The organism is Sphingomonas sp. RS6, assembly GCF_054489705.1.
In genome coordinates, this window is the sequence record NZ_JBTMWM010000002.1 from 403,904 (window position 1) to 416,911 (window position 13,008).

The 13,008-nt window shown below is 68.2% G+C and carries 18 protein-coding genes; 8 read left to right on the forward strand and 10 right to left on the reverse strand.

Translation table 11 applies throughout. The annotated features are described in order from the left end of the window. The first annotated feature begins 4 nt into the window (after nt 1-4). A complete protein-coding gene (gene gmk / locus ACX40Y_RS06710) occupies nt 5-688 on the forward strand; it encodes a guanylate kinase (RefSeq protein WP_459118763.1) in 684 nt (227 codons plus the stop codon). A 6-nt stretch (nt 689-694) separates the two neighbouring features. Here the strand turns inward: gmk and ACX40Y_RS06715 are convergent, their stop codons facing one another. Genes ACX40Y_RS06715 through crcB form a run of 5 tightly spaced genes read right to left on the reverse strand, consistent with a single transcriptional unit; the run spans nt 695 to nt 3,740 of the window. After that, nucleotides 695-1,372 (reverse strand): ATP12 family chaperone protein, encoded by a 678-nt coding sequence (locus ACX40Y_RS06715; RefSeq protein ID WP_459118764.1) that lies wholly within the window; start codon nt 1,370-1,372, stop codon nt 695-697. Then, entirely contained in the window at nt 1,369-1,590 is a 222-nt protein-coding gene (locus ACX40Y_RS06720) for a hypothetical protein (protein ID WP_459118765.1), read from the reverse strand. The genes ACX40Y_RS06715 and ACX40Y_RS06720 overlap by 4 nt, the downstream gene beginning before the upstream one ends. Continuing rightward, nucleotides 1,587-2,246 carry an HAD-IA family hydrolase gene (locus ACX40Y_RS06725; RefSeq protein WP_459118766.1) on the reverse strand — a complete coding sequence of 220 codons (660 nt, stop codon included), beginning with the start codon at nt 2,244-2,246 and terminating at the stop codon, nt 1,587-1,589. The genes ACX40Y_RS06720 and ACX40Y_RS06725 overlap by 4 nt, the downstream gene beginning before the upstream one ends. A gap of 13 nt (nt 2,247-2,259) precedes the next feature. Further along, nucleotides 2,260-3,363: an RluA family pseudouridine synthase gene (locus tag ACX40Y_RS06730; protein ID WP_459118767.1), complete on the reverse strand. Its 1,104-nt coding sequence runs from the start codon at nt 3,361-3,363 to the stop codon at nt 2,260-2,262. Further along, on the reverse strand, nt 3,360-3,740 hold the full coding sequence (crcB, locus tag ACX40Y_RS06735; RefSeq protein ID WP_459118768.1) for a fluoride efflux transporter CrcB: 381 nt from the start codon (nt 3,738-3,740) through the stop codon (nt 3,360-3,362). Before crcB ends, ACX40Y_RS06730 begins: the two co-directional genes overlap by 4 nt. 303 nt (nt 3,741-4,043) lie before the next feature. Here crcB and ACX40Y_RS06740 point away from each other — a divergent pair, with 303 nt between their 5' ends. Together ACX40Y_RS06740 and ACX40Y_RS06745 are read left to right on the forward strand one after the other, a co-directional pair. Next, nucleotides 4,044-4,598 (forward strand): pseudouridine synthase, encoded by a 555-nt coding sequence (locus tag ACX40Y_RS06740; RefSeq protein ID WP_459118884.1) that lies wholly within the window; start codon nt 4,044-4,046, stop codon nt 4,596-4,598. Between the two features lie 126 nt (nt 4,599-4,724). Further along, nucleotides 4,725-5,126, forward strand: coding sequence for an endonuclease domain-containing protein (locus ACX40Y_RS06745; RefSeq protein ID WP_459118769.1), 402 nt, complete (start codon nt 4,725-4,727; stop codon nt 5,124-5,126). Between the two features lie 116 nt (nt 5,127-5,242). Here ACX40Y_RS06745 and ACX40Y_RS06750 read toward each other — a convergent pair whose 3' ends face one another. Then, nucleotides 5,243-5,659, reverse strand: coding sequence for a hypothetical protein (locus ACX40Y_RS06750; RefSeq protein ID WP_459118770.1), 417 nt, complete (start codon nt 5,657-5,659; stop codon nt 5,243-5,245). A 416-nt stretch (nt 5,660-6,075) separates the two neighbouring features. Between ACX40Y_RS06750 and ACX40Y_RS06755 the strand changes: the two genes are divergently transcribed. Then, nucleotides 6,076-6,909: a 23S rRNA (adenine(2030)-N(6))-methyltransferase RlmJ gene (locus ACX40Y_RS06755; protein WP_459118771.1), complete on the forward strand. Its 834-nt coding sequence runs from the start codon at nt 6,076-6,078 to the stop codon at nt 6,907-6,909. Nucleotides 6,910-6,975: 66 nt separating this feature from the next. Then, nucleotides 6,976-7,203 carry a hypothetical protein gene (locus ACX40Y_RS06760; RefSeq protein WP_459118772.1) on the forward strand — a complete coding sequence of 76 codons (228 nt, stop codon included), beginning with the start codon at nt 6,976-6,978 and terminating at the stop codon, nt 7,201-7,203. A gap of 55 nt (nt 7,204-7,258) precedes the next feature. Here the strand turns inward: ACX40Y_RS06760 and ACX40Y_RS06765 are convergent, their stop codons facing one another. Then, complete coding sequence (locus tag ACX40Y_RS06765; protein WP_459118773.1) at nt 7,259-7,798, reverse strand: glycine zipper 2TM domain-containing protein; 540 nt, start codon at nt 7,796-7,798, stop codon at nt 7,259-7,261. 83 nt (nt 7,799-7,881) lie between these two features. Next, nucleotides 7,882-8,724: a class I mannose-6-phosphate isomerase gene (locus tag ACX40Y_RS06770; RefSeq protein ID WP_459118774.1), complete on the reverse strand. Its 843-nt coding sequence runs from the start codon at nt 8,722-8,724 to the stop codon at nt 7,882-7,884. Between the two features lie 124 nt (nt 8,725-8,848). On the opposite strand from ACX40Y_RS06770, the gene ACX40Y_RS06775 reads away from it, so the two are divergent. From ACX40Y_RS06775 to ACX40Y_RS06785, 3 genes are all read left to right on the forward strand, one after another. Then, entirely contained in the window at nt 8,849-9,661 is an 813-nt protein-coding gene (locus tag ACX40Y_RS06775) for an outer membrane protein assembly factor BamD (RefSeq protein WP_459118775.1), read from the forward strand. Nucleotides 9,662-9,741: 80 nt separating this feature from the next. Next, complete coding sequence (gene recN / locus ACX40Y_RS06780) at nt 9,742-11,403, forward strand: DNA repair protein RecN (protein WP_459118776.1); 1,662 nt, start codon at nt 9,742-9,744, stop codon at nt 11,401-11,403. A gap of 139 nt (nt 11,404-11,542) precedes the next feature. Further along, on the forward strand, nt 11,543-11,917 hold the full coding sequence (locus tag ACX40Y_RS06785) for a hypothetical protein (protein WP_459118777.1): 375 nt from the start codon (nt 11,543-11,545) through the stop codon (nt 11,915-11,917). Nucleotides 11,918-11,990: 73 nt separating this feature from the next. Here ACX40Y_RS06785 and ACX40Y_RS06790 read toward each other — a convergent pair whose 3' ends face one another. Further along, a complete protein-coding gene (locus tag ACX40Y_RS06790) occupies nt 11,991-12,419 on the reverse strand; it encodes a hypothetical protein (RefSeq protein WP_459118778.1) in 429 nt (142 codons plus the stop codon). Nucleotides 12,420-12,556: 137 nt separating this feature from the next. Further along, entirely contained in the window at nt 12,557-12,904 is a 348-nt protein-coding gene (locus ACX40Y_RS06795; RefSeq protein ID WP_459118779.1) for a glycine zipper 2TM domain-containing protein, read from the reverse strand. Nucleotides 12,905-13,008 lie beyond the last annotated feature (104 nt).

Genomic DNA, 13,008 nt, shown 5'->3' on the forward strand with positions numbered 1-13,008 from the left:
CCGCATGGCCCATTCGCAACAGAACGACCCGCATGGATTCCATCGCCGCGGGGTGCTGTTCGTGCTTTCCTCGCCATCGGGCGCGGGCAAGTCGACCATCGCCCGCAAGCTGCTGGCGGCGGAACCCGATCTCGCCGTCTCCGTCTCGGTCACCACGCGCGAGCCGCGGCAGGGCGAGGTCAACGGCGTCGACTATACGTTCGTGAGCGTCGACCGGTTTCGCGAGATGGTGGCGCAGCACCATTTCATCGAATGGGCGCACGTCTTCAAGCATCGCTATGGCACGCCCAAGGGCCCGGTCGACGCGGTGCTCGCCACCGGCCGCGACATGCTGTTCGACATCGACTGGCAGGGCGCGCAGCAGCTGCACCAGACGATGGGCGGCGACGTGGTGCGCGTGTTCATCCTGCCGCCGTCGATGGCCGAGCTGCACCGGCGGCTGGAGGGCCGCAACACCGATTCGCCCGAGGTGATCGCCCACCGCATGGCGCGGGCGGCGAACGAGGTCAGCCATTGGGATGGCTATGACTATGTGCTGGTCAACGACGATGCCGATGCCTGTTTCGAGGCGGTCCACAACATCCTGAAGGCCGAACGGCTCAAGCGCTCGCGTCAGACCGGCCTGATCGGCTTCATCCGCGGGCTGATGAAGCGCGGCGACCCGACCGGGGAAGCGGACGTTCTCTGAGGCGGTTCAGAGAAGGCTGAGGAACCGCGCCGCCGCGTCGAAATCGGCGCGGCGTGCCTCGCGGGCGCGGGTGGCGAGGTCGTCTTCGCCCCATTGTTCGGCCTGCCAGTCCTCGTCGAGCTGGGCCGCGCGCCACACGGTGTCGCGATCGGCGGCCCCTTCGAGCAGCGCGAGCGCGGCGACCAGCGAGCCGGTGATCGTCACCAGCGGCGACAGGCCGGCGAGACGGAAGGGATCGAGCGCGGCGACCACCTCGTTCAGCCGCGCGATCGTCGCGGGCGGCTGGGGGCGGTGCATGATGCCGGCGGTCGTCTCGAAATGCACGTCGTAGCGGGTGCGTGCCCAGTCGAGCAGCGGATCCCATGCCGCCGCCTGGCGCTCGACCAGCGGCTCGGGCAGGTCGGCGCGGTAGCAGAGCAGGTCGCTCTCGCCGTAGCGGGCGAGATCGGCGGCGTAGGGGGCGGGGTTTGGTGCGACCTGATCGATCGCCGCATTGGCGAGGCCGGTGAGCGGCATCGCGCGGGGATCGACCGTCTCGCCGACCTGGCGCCATTCCGCCGCCACCGCCTCGGCGAGCGGCGGCGTCGGCAAAGCGAGCGCGGCGCGGGCGGGGGTGCGGACGGGGCGGCCATCGAGTTCGATGGCGCCGTCAGCAATCGTCACGGTCTTCCAGAAACGTTTCATGCTTCGGGCGGTGTCCTCCAGCGGCGGGCGAGCATCCGGGGGATTACCGCCATGACCCAGAGCGAGGCGAGCAGCAGCGTGCCGCCCAGCATCGTCAGTTCGGTGGTCTGCGCGCGGCCGGCGATCAGCAGGCCGAGCACCGCGCCGGCGACGCCGACCATGTTGGCGCCGGTCATCAGAAAATAGCGATTGCGCGCCACACGATCCGCTTCGGTCATAACCCCTCCAGATGCGCCGCAATGCCCGACGCATGCTCGACGACCCGCACCGCGCCGGCCGCGTGCAGATCATGGGGAGTGTGATAGCCCCATGCAACACCCAGCGGATGCGCGCCTGCCGCCACCGCCATTGCCATGTCGAAGCTGGTGTCGCCGATCATCACCGTCGTCTCGGGCGCGGCGCCGGCTTCCGCCATCGCCGCTTCGATCATCGACGGGTGCGGCTTGGACGGGTGGCGGTCGGCGGTCTGGAGCGTGACGAAGCGAGCGCGCAGGCCATGCGCTTCGAGCACGCGGATCAGGCCGCGATCCGACTTGCCGGTGGCGACGCCGAGCAGCCAGCCATTGGCATCCAGCGTCTCGATCGTCTCGAGGATGCCGTCATAGAGCGGCTCGTCCTCGATATGGCCGGCGGTGCGCAGCGCGAAATAGGCCTGCTTGTATGCCTCGGCGAGGTGGCGGTGGAGATCGTCATCGGCCTCGGGCAGCAGCTGGGCGATCGCCTCGACCAGGCTGAGCCCGACGATGCGGCGGACCGCCTCGCGCGGGGGCGGCGCCAGCTTCTGGCCGGCGAAGCAATGCTCCATCGCGAGGCAGATGCTCGCCTGGCTGTCGACCAGCGTGCCGTCGCAATCGAACAGCGCGAGGCGGTTCATGCGCGCGGCGCCCTCACTTCTTCGCGCCCCGGCCGCGCCGTTCGCCGCGGCGTTCCTTGCGGACGGTCTTGGCGTGCGCCCTGGCCTTTTGCTTGAGCAGTTCCTTGCTCATCGGCGGCGGGCCGTCGTCGATCTTGAGCGCGTCGCCGACCGCCTGATCGAAGCCGAGCGTTTGCATCGATTCGGCGAAATGGTGCGGCAGCTCCGCCCGCACGTCGATTCGCCCGCCATCGGGATGGTCGATGCGGATGCGGCGGGCATGGAGGTGCATCTTGCGGCTGATGCCGCCGGTGAGGAACGCCTCCTGAAGCCCGTATTTGCCGTCGCCGACGATCGGATGGCCGATCGCCGCCATGTGGACGCGCAGCTGGTGGGTGCGGCCGGTGAAGGGCTGGAGCTCGACCCAGGCGCAGCGATTGCCGGCCTGCTCGATCACCCGGTAGCGGGTGCGGGCGGGCGAGCCTTCCTCCATGTCCACCTGCATTTTCTCGCCGCCGGTGCCCGGCTGCTTGCCGATCGGCAGCTCGATGAAGCCGTCCTCGATATCCGGAACGCCCATCACCAGCGCCCAGTAGATTTTGCGCGCGGTGCGGCCGGAGAAGCTCTTGGCGAAGAACGCCGCTGCCCGCGCGTTGCGCGCGACGAGTAGCGCGCCGGAGGTGTCCTTGTCGAGCCGGTGGACCAGCTTGGGCCGACCCTCCGCGTCGAACTGGAGCGCGTCGAGCAGGCCGTCGACATGCTCGAACGTCTTGGTGCCGCCCTGGGTCGCAAGGCCCGGCGGCTTGTTGAGCACGATCGCGGCAGCGTCGCGGTGGATCACCATGGACTGCGCCAGTTCGACCTGTTCGTCGCTGAGCGGTGGGCGGTTCGACTTGGGCCGTGCCGCGGCAGCGGGCTTGGCCGGCTCGGCGGGCGGCACGCGGATCGTCTGGCCCTCGGCGATGCGGTCGCCCGGCGTCGCGCGCGATCCGTCGACGCGAAGCTGGCCGGTGCGCGCCCAGCGCGACACGAGGTTGAAGCTCACATCGGGCAGATGCCGCTTGAACCAGCGATCAAGCCGGATGCCGTCATCGTCGAGGCCGACGGTGAACTGGCGAACGTCGCTGCCGCCGCTCATGCCGTGATCGCCCGGACCAGATAAAGGCCGACCGCCAGCGCGGCGATCGCGCCGACCACCGAGACGAGGACATAGCCGAGCGCGGTGAGCAGGTCGCCCCGCTCGATCATGTTCATCGTTTCGAGCGAGAAGGACGAGAAGGTGGTGAAGCCGCCGAGCGCGCCGACGCCGAGCAGCAGGCGCCACGGCTCGCCGCCCTGGCCGATGCGGGCGAGGGTGCCGGCCAGAACCCCCATCAGCAGCCCGCCGAGAATATTGGCGGCGAGCGTGCCCCAGGGAAACGCAAAACCGCCCATCGCCATCGCCACGCGGCCGACGCCGTAGCGGGCCGCGGAGCCGATGGCACCGCCGAGCATCACGAGAAGGAAATTGGGCATTGCGCGCCCCTAGCGTGAAACGGGGGAAAGGGGAAGTTTGGCGGTGAGACCATGCCCGCCGGCGCGGGACAGCGGCGCGCCCGGCAACGTCAAAGTTGCCAAAGTTCACGCTCGTGCACGATTCCGTCGATGGACGGCCGGCAGCGTCTCGCCGCGTGCGGGAGGAAGATACGGATGTCAAAGAGCGGGCGCCATAAAGGCGCTAGAAATGGAACATAACATGAACATGGCGCCGGCGCAAGCGGTTCGCGGCGGCGGCATGTGCCGCAAGACAGCGCCGCGGCCGGACGCTATGCGCAGGGGATGGCCCGGCTGCTCCTGTTCAACAAACCCTATGGTGTGCTGTCGCAATTCACCGATCGCGGATCGCCGACGGTGCGCGCGACCTTGTCCGACCATATCGCGGTGAAGGGCGTCTATCCCGCCGGGCGGCTCGACCGCGACAGCGAGGGGCTGTTGCTGCTGTGCGACGACGGGCGGCTGCAGGCGCGCATCGCCGATCCGCGCTTCAAGATGCCCAAGACCTATCTGGTGCAGGTCGAGGGCGATCCGCAGCCGGCGGCGCTGGAGCAGTTGCGCAAGGGCGTGCTGCTCAAGGACGGCATGACCCTGCCCGCCGAGGTCGCGCGGATCGACCCGCCGGACCTGTGGGAGCGCGATCCGCCGATCCGTGCACGCAAGTCGATCCCCGACAACTGGCTGAAGATCACCATCCGCGAAGGCCGCAACCGCCAGGTACGCCGGATGACGGCGGCGGTGGGCCTGCCGACGCTGCGGCTGGTCCGCTGGTCGATCGGCGACTGGTCAGTCGCGGGGATCGCGCCGGGGGCGTTCGTGGAGGTCGCTGGCCGGGGGTAGGGGGGGCGCGTGAGTATCCGAAGTTGGTGGAAAGCAGTCATTGCGTGGATGTGCGGATGATGTTTTCTTTAATCCCCCGGAGGGGGAGGGGGACCAGCCGCAGGCTGGTGGAGGGGTAGTCGCCGCATGCTCCACGGCCCGAAGAAAACCCAGGATTTTGCCCGGCATCTGCGTCGGCGGATGACGTTGCCCGAAGTCCTCCTGTGGCAGGCGCTTCGAACCCGCCCTGAAGGGTTGCGCTTTCGCCGTCAGCATCCGGCGGGCATCTATGTCCTCGATTTCTTCTGTCCGCCGCGCAACCTCGCCGTCGAAGTCGACGGCGAAGCCCATGCTCGGGGCGACCAGCCAGAGCGAGACGCGATCCGTGATCGCTGGCTTCGCTCGCAGGGCGTTCGGGTACTCAGGATTCCCGCGCAGTTCATCCTGTCCGACCTTGAAGCCGCGATCCGTCACATCGTCGATGTCGCCCGCGGCGACTACCCCTCCACCGGCTTCGCCGGTCCCCCTCCCCCTCCGGGGGAGGAATGAAATGACCCCCGCTGGGTGCTTTCGGTTACTCGGTGCGAATGGCTTCGAAATGTCTGAAAGGTGGTGGATTCGAAACCGACTGCTTCACCGTACAGAACCGCGTGTAGCAGACGTTCTTAAAAAGAAGTGGCCAGATGTGACGCGTAGTCTGGCAGGTGAATACCGCGCTGATCCAAATCCATCACCGCCTTCGCTGGCACCATCAGCACGGCTGACACCAACAATGCTCCGACTGCGATTCTTCGAGCGTTCGCCGTGGTTCGCTCCCATAGCCAACCCGCCGCGAAATAGAGGGGCATCAAGGCCAACCATCCCCAAATCAACCCAACCGCCGTTGAAAGATGGTCATTAAAGATGCCGCCGGTCCAAAACGCCGAGAGGCACCAACCCAAGCCGAAGTAGCTTCCCCAAAGCAGGTTCGTACCCCATTGGTCCGCGACGAGCCCAAAAATCATCGTTGGGACGATGGAGGATGCGAGAAGCGGGATCGCCACGAAAAGAGCGCGGAATCGTGCTTTGCTAAGGTTGTGCATCGCAGGCAGGATGTAGCGCGCGGTTCGGAAACGCAACGCTCCGTGTCCACTTGCGATACGATGCCACGATCCGTTAGATCATCGATGTCGCACGCGGCGAATACCCTCCACCGGCTTCGCCGGTCCCCCTCCCTCTCCGGGGGAGGATTGAAAAGACCGCTACCGGGGCGGCGCCTGCCGTCCGGCAACGATGGGGCTGAAGCCGAACGCGCAAGACCCTTGACCCTCTTTTACGATGGCATGGACAGCGCTGGCGCGATTGCGGCGCGTCGCCGGTTGCCGCCGGGCGCGAAAGCTGATTTCAAGCCTCGCGCGCGGGGGCTTGGCCGCGTACAGGCGCCGGGTTGCTCGCATCGTCGCGCGACCGGCTCGATCGCGCGGGCGCGCGTACAGAGGCAGGCAGTTTCCGGATTTCCATGAATTATCGCCATTCCTTCCATGCCGGCAACAGCGCCGATGTCGTCAAGCACAGCCTGCTGATCGCGCTGGTCCGCGGGCTCCAGCAAAAGCAGGGGGCGCTGACGCTGATTGACACCCATGCCGGCTGCGGGCTCTATGACCTGGGCGGCGAGCAGGCGCAGCGTACCGGCGAGGCGGCGCAGGGCGTGGTGCGCGCCTTTGCCGATGCGAACCCCTTGCTGGACGACTATCGCGCCGCCGTGCGGGCGGTGAATGACGGGGCGGATGCGCCGCAGCTCTATCCCGGATCGCCGCAGTTCCTGGCGCAGTTGCTCAGGTCGCAGGATGCGCTGGTCCTCAACGAAAAGCATCCCGAGGATGCGACCGCGCTGCGCGCCGCGATGCGAGGCACGCCGGCGGCGGTGCATGAGCGCGATGCCTATGAGCTGTGGCTGGCGCTGCTGCCGACCCGGACGCCGCGCGGGGTGGTGCTGGTCGATCCGCCCTATGAGCAGACCGACGAGCGCGCCCGCATCACCGCGACGCTGGCCGCGGCGCACCGCAAATGGGCGCATGGCGTGACGGTGATCTGGTATCCGCTGAAGGACCGCGCGACGCACCAGCAATGGAAGGGCAAGCTGCGCCGGCTCGGCATCCCGAAGTTCCTTTCCGTCGAGCATTGGCTGTACGATGCCGACCAGCCCGGCATCTATAACGGCGCGGGGCTGTTCATCGTCAATCCGCCCTATGCCTTCACCCAGGCGCTGCCGCCGCTGCTGGAGGCGCTGCGCGCCGCGCTGGCGCCGGAGGGGCATCGCGGCGCCATCACGGCGGCGTGGCTGAACGATTGACGCGCGGCGCTGGGTCGGATCCTGTGCTATCTTGATAACACACTTGCGCCGCCCCATATGCCGGCGATGTTCAACGCACTTTCGCTGCTGATCGGGCTGGTGGCGCTGCCCTTTGCGCTGGTGGGGATCATTCCGTTCCCCTTCGTGCCGCTGATCAACTGGATCGCCTTTCCGATCGCGCTCACCGGCGCGGTGGTCGGCATGCTGTCGCGCCACACGGGCGGGCGGAACTTCAACCTGGTGCTGCTCGTCATCAGCGGGTTGCGGCTGATGCTGACCGGCGGGTTCATCTGAGGCCATGAAAAAGGGGCCCGGCGAACCGGGCCCCGCATGGTTCAGGCGATCTGCCTCAGCGGCAGCGGACGTTGCCGCGATCGACCGACTGTCCGAGTGCCGCGCCGGCGGCGGCGCCGAGCAGCGTGCCGAGCGTGGCGTTGCGACCGCTCGACAGCGCGTTGCCGAACAGGCCACCGGCGACGCCGCCGACGATCAGGCCGGTCGTGCCGTCGTTGCGGCGGCAATAATAGCGGCCGTCGCGACCGCGATAGATGCGATCGTTGCGGGTCAGCCGGCGCTCGCGATAATAGCGGCCGTCGCGATAATATTGATCGGCATAGTAGGCGCGCTCGCCCGGCGGCAGGCGGTTATAGTCATAGTTGCGATAGCGGCGCCAATCGCGCTGCCACGCGCGGCGATTGTCGTCGCGACGTGCCTCGCGAATGTCCTGACGGCAGTCGCGCGCCTCGCGGCGATATTCGCGGCGGCTGTCGGCATGGCGCAGATCGTGTCGGCAGTCCTGTCGCGCCTCGCGCTCGTGGCGGCCCTGCGCCAGGGCGGGGGCCGCGGGGAGGGTGAGGGCCGCGGCGGCGGCGACGAAAAGCAAACGCATCAGATCACTCCTGATCATTTCCGATGCGTGTCCAAACGTGCCGCCGCCAATGGCGGTTGCGTGAACCGAAAACTACCGGCGGTTCAGCCAGCGTCCATGCTGGCGATGCGGGTGTCGCCCGAATAGGCGAACAGCAGATCGCTGCCGACATCGGCCTGAAGCTCGGCGCTGCCCTCGACCGTCAGGCACTCGCCCGCCTTGAACGCGACGCCGTCGACGACGCCGTTGCCGGTCACCGGGATCAGCCAGCCGGTGACGCCAGCGGGAAGCGTGAAGCGGCGATGGCCGCCGGTCCAGCGCTCGAGCACGAATTTCGGCCCCTCGACCATGATCGTGCGCCCCTCGGCGACCTTGCCCGGCATCGGATGCGGCACGAACGGCACCGGATCGGTCACGGCGATCCCTTCGTCGAGATGCAGTTCGCGCGGGCGGCCATAATCGTACAGGCGATAGGTGGTCTCGCTGTTCTGCTGCACCTCGATCAGCGTGATGCCCGCGCCGATCGCGTGGATCGTGCCCGAGGCCGAATAGAAGAAGTCGCCGGCCTTGACCGGCTTCCAGTCGACCAGCTGTTCGATCGACCCGTCGAGCGCGGCGGCGCGCAGCGTTTCGCGGTCGACCGGCTCGCGCGTGCCGATCGCGATCGTCGAATCGGGCTCGGCGGCGAGGATCACCCAGCATTCGTCCTTGCCGCGCGGCAGGCCGACGGCCTGGGCCTGTTCGTCGTTCGGGTGGACCTGAACCGACAGTTTTTCGCTGGTGAACAGATATTTGATGAGCAGATCGGGCTGGCTGTCGCCCGGCGTCTGGAACCAGACTTCGCCGATCGGATCGCGATCGGCGGCAGGATCGGCGAAGCCGGGCCACAATGTGTGGCGGCCCCACGGCTTTTCGACGCGATGGGTGGCGAGGAGAGTCGCTGGCACCTGATTTCCCCTTGGGCTGGATCGATTGGAATCGAAGCGCATGTGGCCCGATGCGCGTTCCGCCGCAATCCCGCCCCGAAAAGGATTGTTTGCGGCCACGCCCCCGGTCTAAGAACCGCCGCCTATGCGTAGTCCCATCTCCCGCGCGCGCGCCATTGCGCTCATCCCGGTGTTCGCCCTTTCCGTCGCCGGCTGTGCCAAGAGCAGCGGCGTCAAGGATCTGCCCTATGTCGCGCGCGACGTCGGCACGCTGTACAGCACGGCCCGGGCGAAGCTCGACCAGCATCAGTACAAGCTGGCGGCGGCGCTGTTCGACGAGGTGGAGCGCCAGCATCCCTATTCGGTATGGGCGCGCCGCGCGCAGTTAATGGGTGCGTTCAGCTATTATCTGAACCGTGACTATCCTGAGGCGATCGCGTCGGCGCAGCGTTTCCTGGCGGTGCATCCCGGCAACCGCGACGCGCCCTATGCCTATTATCTGATCGGTATCTCCTATTACGAACAGATCAGCGACGTTACCCGCGACCAGAAGATCACGCAGCAGGCGCTCGATTCGCTGGGCGAGCTGATTCGCCGCTATCCCAATTCCAAATATGCCGCCGATGCGCGGCTCAAGCTCGACCTTGTCCGCGACCATCTGGCCGGCAAGGAGATGGAGATCGGGCGCTTCTACGAAGGGCGCGGCCAGTGGCTGGCGGCGGTGCTGCGCTTCCGCACCGTGGTCGACCAGTATCAGATGACGACGCATGTGCCCGAGGCGCTGATGCGGCTGACCGAAGCCTATCTGGCGCTGGGCGTGCCGATCGAGGCCGAAAAGGCGGCGGCGGTGCTGGGTGCCAACTATCCGGGCACCGACTGGTACAAGCACGCCTATGAGCTGATGCAGGAAAACCAGGACAAGCTCGCCGCCGAAACCAAGGCGAAGCCCGCGAGCTGAGGCGAGCGAACGGTGGCGGCCGCGCCGATGTGCGTAAAGCGGCTTCCGTTCCTTGTGTGTTCCTGCGATAGGGGGCGCCGATGCTGACTGCGCTTTCCATTCGCGACGTCGTGTTGATCGAGGCGCTCGACCTGGAGTTCGGCGAGGGGCTCGGCGTGCTCACCGGCGAGACCGGGGCGGGCAAGTCGATCCTGCTCGACGCGCTGGGGCTGGCGCTGGGGGCGCGTGCCGATAGCGGGCTGGTCCGCACGGGCGCCGCACAGGCGGTGGTGGTCGCCAGCTTCCTGCCGCCTGCGGCCGACGGCGCGATCGCCAGCCTGTTCGCCGAGAATGCGATGACGCTGGAGCCGGGTGAGCCGCTGCTGATCCGGCGCGTCGTCAAGGCCGACGGCGGCAGCCGGGCGTTCATCAACGACGAGCCCGCCTCGGCCGGGCTGCTGCGCGAATTGGCGCCGCATCTGGTCGAGATCCACGGGCAGCATGACGATCGCGGGCTGCTCAATCCGCGTGGTCACCGACTGCTGCTCGACACCTTTGGCCGCTGCGACGGCGGGCCGGTGGCGATCGCGCACCGCGCCTGGCGCGAGGCCGAAGATGCGCTGGCGGTCGCGCGCGCCGAACAGGATGCCGCCGAGCGCGACCGCGAGTGGCTCGACCATGCCGTCGCCGAGCTGACCGCGCTCGCCCCGGAGGCAGGCGAGGAGGAACGACTGGCGGAGCGGCGCGCGACGATGCAGCGCGGCGAGAAGATTGCCAGCGACCTTCAGGCGATTGCCGACCTGCTCGAAGGCTCGGATGGCGGGCTTGCGCGGCTGCGGCAGGCGGCGCGCATCCTCGAGCGCGTGTCCGACGATCATCCCGCGCTGGCCGAGGCGCTGGCGGCGATCGACCACGCGATCGGCGACGGTGCCGAGGCGCAGGCGCAGGTCGACCATGCGGCGGAGGCGCTGGCGTTCGACCCAGCGGCGCTCGAAGCCGATGAGGCGCGGCTGTTCGAGCTGCGGGCGATCGCGCGCAAGCACCGCGTGCAGCCTGACGAACTGCCGGCGCTGTTGACCGAATTGTCCGACCGGCTCGACCGGCTGACCAGCGGCGGCGCGACGATCGACCGGCTCGAACGTGCGGCGGCGGCGGCGCACCAAGCGTATCGCGAGGCGGCGCAGGCGCTGTCGGCCGCGCGCAGCGAGGCGGCGGCGCGGCTCGACGCGGCGGTCGAATCCGAACTTCGGCCGCTCAAGCTCGATGCCGCGCGGTTCCGCACAATGGTCGAGCCGCTCGACGAGGGGCAATGGAGCGCCGCCGGCATGGACCGGGTGGAGTTCGAGGTTTCGACGAACCCGGGCGCGCCGTTCGCGCCGCTGATGAAGATCGCCAGCGGCGGCGAACTTTCGCGCTTCATCCTGGCGATGAAGGTGGCGCTGGCCGAAGAGGGCGGCGCGGCGACGCTGATCTTCGACGAGGTCGATCGCGGCGTCGGCGGCGCGGTGGCCGACGCGATCGGCGAACGGCTGGCGCGGCTGGCCGACCGGTCGCAGGTGCTGGTGGTGACGCACAGCCCGCAGGTGGCGGCGCGCGGCCGGCGCCATTTGCTGATCGCCAAGCGGCACGACGGCATCGTCACCCGCACCGGCGTGACGCCGCTCGACCGCGACCAGCGGCGCGAGGAGATCGCGCGCATGCTTTCCGGTGCGGAGATCACCCCCGAGGCGCGCGCCCAGGCCGAACGACTGCTCGTCGCCTGACCGGCGAAGCTGAACGAACGCCGCGCCGTTGCGACAAACGGTGACACAATAGGACGAATTGCGGGACAGTTGCGCGACAGCGGCGTTCGATAACGTCCTTCGGCCGCAGAGGCGGCCCAGTGAAGAAAAGGAGTTTCAGGTGAACAAGTTCATGCTGATGGTCGCCAGTCTGGGCGTTGCCGCCGCTGCCGTTCCCGCCGTTGCCGCGCCGATCCATGCCCCGGCCCCCCATGCCCCGGCCTATGCGCAGGCACGCGGCTGGCAGAGCATCAACGAGCGCGAGGCACGGCTCGACAAGCGGATCGATCAGGGCGTCCGTTCGGGCGCGCTCAGCCGCCGCGAGGCGACGGCGCTGCGGGGCGAATATCGCTCGCTGGTGCGGCTCGAGGCCCGCTACCGCGCCTCGCGTCCCGGCCTGACGATGGCGGAGCGTCGCGACCTTGATCGCCGGTTCGACTCGCTCTCCGCCAAGATCCGGATCGAGAAGCGCGACCGCAACCATCATCGCGGCTGACCGCCTTCATTTCGCTAATCCCCCGGGACAGGCCTCGCCATCGCGGCGGGGCCTGTTTCGTTTGGGCAGCCGTTCAGGAGTCGCCGGCGGGCGGCGCTTTCGGCTTGGGGGATGCCGGCTTGCGGGTGCGGCGGACCGGCGGCTTTGCGGCCGGGGCAGCGGCGGCATCCTTGGCAGCGGCGGGCTTGCGGGTGCGCTTGGGTGGTGACGGGGTAGCAGGAGGTTCGGGTGCAGGCGGCGGTGCGAGCGGCGTCGGCGGCGCGGGCGGATCGGCCGGTGCGTCAGCCTTCGTCTTGGCCTGCGGTTCGAGCTCGCCCTTGATACGCGCAGCGAGTGCCACGAGGCCGGCGGCGAGCAGATCGGCGACGATAGGGTGTTTGGCGAGATCGGTCAGCTGGCGCCGCGCCTCCTTGGGCAGCTTCACCCCGGCAATCGACTTGGGCAACAGCGAGGCCCCCTTCGCGGTGTCCTTCGCGCTTTTCTTGTCCTTCTTGCCGGCCATTGTGCGCCTCCTTCGGGAGTTATCCGCGCAGCTTCAGCGATCCGCCTGTCGCTGTCAACGCGCGTGCCAGACGGCATCGCCCCGGCCGACGTTGCTGGGCGTCGACCGGGGCGGCAGGCTCAGAAAAGGGCTGGACCTTAGCGGCAGCGACGATCGCCGCTGCGTTCGATCTCGCGACCGGCAAGGGCGCCGGCAACGCCGCCAAGAACGGTCCCGGCGGTGCGATCGCCCCGCGTATCGATCGTGCGGCCGACCAGCGCACCGGCGACGCCGCCGATCACAAGGCCGGTCGTCCCGTCGGGCTTGCGGCAATAGCGGCGGCCGTCGCGCCCGCGCCATTCGCGATAGGCGTAGCGCTTCTTCTTCTTGTGGTAGTGGCGGTCCTGCGACAAGGTCGCAGCCGAGGCCTTTGCGCTGGGCAGCACGACGGCGGCGGCCGGAAGGGTGAGCGACGCGGCGCCAAATGCGAGCATCAGTTTACGCATGAACAAACTCCTGCATTGAAGGAATTGGAATACGGTGGTGCAACGTCCTGCTTCTGCAGCAGGTTGCATGAACGACGAACGACGTGCCGTTCAGGAAAGGGATA

What these genes read in the sequence shown, in the direction of transcription:
- ACX40Y_RS06755 (WP_459118771.1), top strand. Translation starts at nt 6,076, where the DNA reads ATGAATTATCGCCATTCCTTCCATGCCGGCAACAGCGCCGATGTCGTC.
- ACX40Y_RS06750 (WP_459118770.1), bottom strand. Translation starts at nt 5,659, where the DNA reads ATGCACAACCTTAGCAAAGCACGATTCCGCGCTCTTTTCGTGGCGATC.
- recN (WP_459118776.1), top strand. Translation starts at nt 9,742, where the DNA reads ATGCTGACTGCGCTTTCCATTCGCGACGTCGTGTTGATCGAGGCGCTC.
- ACX40Y_RS06730 (WP_459118767.1), bottom strand. Translation starts at nt 3,363, where the DNA reads ATGAGCGGCGGCAGCGACGTTCGCCAGTTCACCGTCGGCCTCGACGAT.
- gmk (WP_459118763.1), top strand. Translation starts at nt 5, where the DNA reads ATGGCCCATTCGCAACAGAACGACCCGCATGGATTCCATCGCCGCGGG.
- ACX40Y_RS06775 (WP_459118775.1), top strand. Translation starts at nt 8,849, where the DNA reads ATGCGTAGTCCCATCTCCCGCGCGCGCGCCATTGCGCTCATCCCGGTG.
- ACX40Y_RS06745 (WP_459118769.1), top strand. Translation starts at nt 4,725, where the DNA reads ATGCTCCACGGCCCGAAGAAAACCCAGGATTTTGCCCGGCATCTGCGT.
- ACX40Y_RS06790 (WP_459118778.1), bottom strand. Translation starts at nt 12,419, where the DNA reads ATGGCCGGCAAGAAGGACAAGAAAAGCGCGAAGGACACCGCGAAGGGG.
- ACX40Y_RS06715 (WP_459118764.1), bottom strand. Translation starts at nt 1,372, where the DNA reads ATGAAACGTTTCTGGAAGACCGTGACGATTGCTGACGGCGCCATCGAA.
- ACX40Y_RS06720 (WP_459118765.1), bottom strand. Translation starts at nt 1,590, where the DNA reads ATGACCGAAGCGGATCGTGTGGCGCGCAATCGCTATTTTCTGATGACC.
- ACX40Y_RS06760 (WP_459118772.1), top strand. Translation starts at nt 6,976, where the DNA reads ATGTTCAACGCACTTTCGCTGCTGATCGGGCTGGTGGCGCTGCCCTTT.
- ACX40Y_RS06725 (WP_459118766.1), bottom strand. Translation starts at nt 2,246, where the DNA reads ATGAACCGCCTCGCGCTGTTCGATTGCGACGGCACGCTGGTCGACAGC.
- ACX40Y_RS06795 (WP_459118779.1), bottom strand. Translation starts at nt 12,904, where the DNA reads ATGCGTAAACTGATGCTCGCATTTGGCGCCGCGTCGCTCACCCTTCCG.
- crcB (WP_459118768.1), bottom strand. Translation starts at nt 3,740, where the DNA reads ATGCCCAATTTCCTTCTCGTGATGCTCGGCGGTGCCATCGGCTCCGCG.
- ACX40Y_RS06765 (WP_459118773.1), bottom strand. Translation starts at nt 7,798, where the DNA reads ATGCGTTTGCTTTTCGTCGCCGCCGCCGCGGCCCTCACCCTCCCCGCG.
- ACX40Y_RS06740 (WP_459118884.1), top strand. Translation starts at nt 4,044, where the DNA reads ATGGCCCGGCTGCTCCTGTTCAACAAACCCTATGGTGTGCTGTCGCAA.